At 75.5% G+C, this 4,223-nt stretch carries 1 protein-coding gene; it reads right to left on the bottom strand.

Annotation, left to right across the window (positions count from 1 at the left end; all coding sequences use genetic code 11):
- On the bottom strand, positions 1-4,223 hold a 4,223-nt coding region (locus AB0L74_RS34675; protein WP_365661562.1), incomplete at both ends, for a beta-ketoacyl synthase N-terminal-like domain-containing protein.

Genomic DNA, 4,223 nt, shown 5'->3' with positions numbered 1-4,223 from the left:
CTCACCCAACCACCACTGCACCCCCGCCAGCACCCGCTCCAACAACCCCGACACACCCTCGGGCACCCCGGCCGACACCTCACCGAACGCCCGCAACACCACCACATCGGGCACCCCCACCACAGCACCCGACACCACGTCCTCGAACGCGGCCACATCCACCACACCACCACCCGGCGCCCCACCCACCGCCGGCTGCCACTCCACCCGATACAGCGACTCGGGGTATTCGGCGCGTGCCCGGGCGAGTTGTTCCTCGCCGATCGGCCGTACGTCCAGCCGGTCCACGGCCACGACGGGGCGTCCGGTGGTGTCCGCCACGTCGAGCGACACGGCGGTACCCGGGCCGAGCGGGCGTACCCGCACGCGCAGCGCGGTGGCGCCCGTGGCGAACAGTTCCACGCCCGACCAGGCGAACGGCAGGGCGGCCTGCTCGCCGGCACCGGTCAGGCCCACGGCGTGCAGGGCCGCGTCCAGCACCGCCGGGTGCACGCCGAAGCCGTCGACGGCCACGCCGTCGGGCAGCGCGACCTCGGCGTACACGTCCTCGCCCAGCCGCCAGGCGGCGCGCAGGCCGCGGAAGACGGGGCCGTAGGACAGCCCGCCCTGCGCGTACCGCTCGTAGACGCCCTCGACGGTGACGGGCTCGGCGCCCGCCGGGGGCCAGGCCCCGAGGTCGAGCCCGCCGGAACCGCCGCGTGCCGCGGCGACCAGCGTGCCCGAGCCGTTGCGGACCCAGGGGGTCTCATCGGTGGCGGCCTCGTCCCGCGAGTACACCCGCACCGAGCGGCGCCGGGCGGCGCCCTCGGGGGCGCCGACGACGACCTGGATCCGGACCCCGCCGCGCTCGGGCAGCACCAGCGGCGCCTCCAGCGTCAGCTCTTCGAGCACCCCGCAGCCGACCTGGTCACCGGCGCGGATCAGCAGGTCGACGAAGCCGGTGCCGGGGAAGAAGACCGAACCGCCGACGACGTGGTCGGCGAGCCAGGGCTGGGTCTGCGCCGAGAGCCGCCCGGTGAAGAGGTGGCCTCCCTCGTCGGCGAGCGCGACGGCCGCGCCGAGCAGCGGGTGATCGGTGGCGCCGAGGCCGATGGACTCGGGATCGTTCTGGCCGTCCTCGGTCTGCTCCCAGAAGCTCTGCCGCTGGAAGGCGTAGGTGGGCAGGTCGACGGGGCGGGCCCCGGTGCCGTCGAACACGGCGGGCCAGGCGACCTCGCCGCCCGAGGCGTACAGCCGGCCGAGGCCGGTGAGCAGGCCCCGCGCCTCCGGGCGTCCCTTGCGCAGCAGCGGCACGCACACGAAGCGCGCCATGCGCTCGGGGCGTTCGGCGCCCTCGGTCTCCTCCAGGCAGGTCCGCGCGAGACCGGTCAGCACGCCGTCGGGGCCGACCTCGACGAACCGGGTCACGCCGCGGTCCACCGCGGTGCGCACGCCGTCGGCGAAGCGCACGGCCCGGCTCACGTGCCGCAGCCAGTACTCGGCGGTGCGCAGGTCCTCTCCCGCCGCCACGTCGCCGGTCACGTTGGAGACGACGGTCAGCCGCGGTTCGGCGAAGGTCAGCCCGTCGAGCACCCGCCGGAAGTCGTCCAGCATGGGCTCCATCAGTGCGGAGTGGAAGGCGTGCGACACGTTGAGGCGGGAGGTCTTGCGGCCCTCGGCCCGCAGCCGCTCGGCGACCTGGGTCACCGCCGCCTCGGGGCCCGACAGGACGACCGCGCCGGGGCCGTTGACGGCGGCCAGGCCGGCGCCCGGCGCGTCGGCGAGCAGCGGCAGCACCTCCTCCTCGCTCGCCTGGACGGCGATCATGGCGCCGCCCGCGGGGAGCGCCTGCATGAGCCTGCCGCGCGCGGCGACCAGGGCGCAGGCGTCCGGCAGGGAGAGCACGCCCGCGACGTGCGCGGCGGCGATCTCGCCGATGGAGTGGCCCATGACGACGTCGGGCCGGACGCCCCAGGACTCCAGCAGCCGGTACAGGCTCACCTCGACCGCGAAGAGGCCGGGCTGGGCGTACGCGGTGTGGTCGAGGAGCGCGGCCTCGGCGGTGCCCTCGGCGGCGAACAGGACGTCGTTCAGGGGGCGTTCGAGCAGGGTGTCGAGGTGGCCGCGGATCTCGTCCCAGGCGCGCCGGTAGGCGGGGTAGGTGTCGTACAGCTCGCGGCCCATGCCGGGGCGCTGGGCGCCCTGGCCGGTGAAGAGGAACGCGGTCTTGCCGCTGGTGCGGGCGGCGGCGTCGGTGGTGCCGGCGGCGACGGATTCGAGGCCCGCCAGCAGTTCGGCGGTGTCGGCGCCGAGGACGGTGGCGCGCCGTTCCAGCGTGCCGCGCCGGGTGGCCAGGGACCAGCCGATGTCCACGGGGCTCAGGGCGCCGTGCTCCGTGACGTACGCGGCGAGGCGTGCGGCCTGGGCGCGCAGTCCGTCCTCGCCGTGGCCGGAGACGACCCAGGGCACCAGCGCGTCGGGCGCGGGGCCGCCGTCCGGGGAGGCGGCCCGCTCGTGGTCGTGTTCGGGCGACGGCTGCTCGATGATGACGTGGGCGTTGGTGCCGCTGATGCCGAAGGAGGAGACGCCCGCGCGGCGCGGCCGGCCGGCGTCCCAGGGGACGTCCTCGGTCAGCAGCCGCAGGGCGCCGGACGTCCAGTCGATGTGCCCGGACGGCTCGTCGACGTGCAGGGTCCTGGGCAGGACGCCGTGGCGCATGGCCATGATCATCTTGATGATGCCGGCGACACCGGCGGCGCCCTGCGTGTGGCCGATGTTGGACTTGACCGAGCCGAGCCACAGCGGGCTGTCCGCGGGGCGGTCCTGGCCGTAGGCGGCGATGAGGGCCTGCGCCTCGATCGGGTCGCCGAGCACGGTGCCGGTGCCGTGCGCCTCGATGACGTCGACGTCGGCCGGGTTCAGCCGGGAGTTGGCGAGCGCCTGGCGGATGACGCGCGTCTGGGCGGGCCCGTTGGGGGCGGTGAGGCCGTTGCTGGCGCCGTCCTGGTTGACGGCCGAGCCGCGGACCACCGCGAGGACCTGGTGGCCGTTGCGCCGGGCGTCGGAGAGCCGCTCCAGGACGAGGACGCCGATGCCCTCGCCCCAGACGGTGCCGTCGGCCCCGGCGGCGAACGCCTTGCAGCGGCCCTCGTGGGACAGGCCGCGCTGGCGGCTGAACTCCACGAAGGCGGCGGGCGAGGCCATGACGGTCACCCCGCCCGCGAGGGCGAGGTCGCACTCGCCGGTGCGCAGGGCCTGGCCGGCGAGGTGCAGTGCCACCAGCGAGGAGGAGCACGCCGTGTCCACCGTCACCGCGGGGCCCTCGAAGCCGAAGGTGTAGGCGACGCGGCCGGAGACGATGCTGCCGGAGCTGCTGCTGCCCGAGTAGTCGTGGTAGACGACGCCGGCGAAGACGCCGGTGGCGCTGCCCTTGAGGGTGGCCGGGTCGATGCCCGCGCGCTCGAACGCCTCCCAGGAGGTCTCCAGGAGGAGACGCTGCTGGGGGTCGGTGATCAGGGCCTCGTTGGGGCTGATGCCGAAGAACTCGGCGTCGAAGTCGGCCGCGTCGTGGAGGAAGCCGCCCTTGTTGACGTAGCTGGTGTCGGGGCGGGTCCCGGTGGGGTCGTAGAGCCGGTCGAGGTTCCAGCCGCGGTTGCCGGGGAAGTCGGTGATGGCGTCGTCGCCGTCCGCGACCAGCCGCCACAGGTCTTCCGGGGAGGCGACGCCGCCGGGGAAGCGGCAGGACATGCCGACGATGACGATGGGGTCGTCGCCGACGAGGCCGGTGGCCGGCAGGAGCGCGGCCGCGGCCATGTCTCCGGAGACCTCGGCCAGCAGGAAGTCGGCGAGGTCGCCCGCGGTCGGGTAGTCGTAGACGAGCGTGGCGGGCAGCCGCAGGCCCGACGCCGCGTTCAGTCCGTTGCGCAGTTCGACCGCGGTGAGGGAGTCGAAGCCGAGGTCGCTGAAGGCGCGGCCGGGCTCGATGGCCTCGGGGGCGGCGTGGCCGAGCACCGCGGCCACCTGTCCCCGCACCAGGTCGAGGACGGCCTCCTGGCGCTCGGGCTCGGCGAGCGCGGCGAGCCGCTCGCCGAGCGAGCCGGCGGCGGCCGCGGTGCGCGAGGTGGCCCGGCGGCGGGCGGGCCGGCCGGTGAGGTGGTGGTAGAGGGACGGCAGTTCCGTGCCCTGGGCCCGCAGCGCGTCCACGTCGAGCCGTACCGGCACCACCGCCGCACCCGCGCGCACCC

This window comes from Streptomyces sp. NPDC052020 (genome assembly GCF_040680575.1).
Classification (GTDB): Bacteria; Actinomycetota; Actinomycetes; order Streptomycetales; family Streptomycetaceae; genus Streptomyces.
Note: the sequence above shows the minus strand (reverse complement) of the source record. Positions and strands in the feature narration are given on the sequence as shown.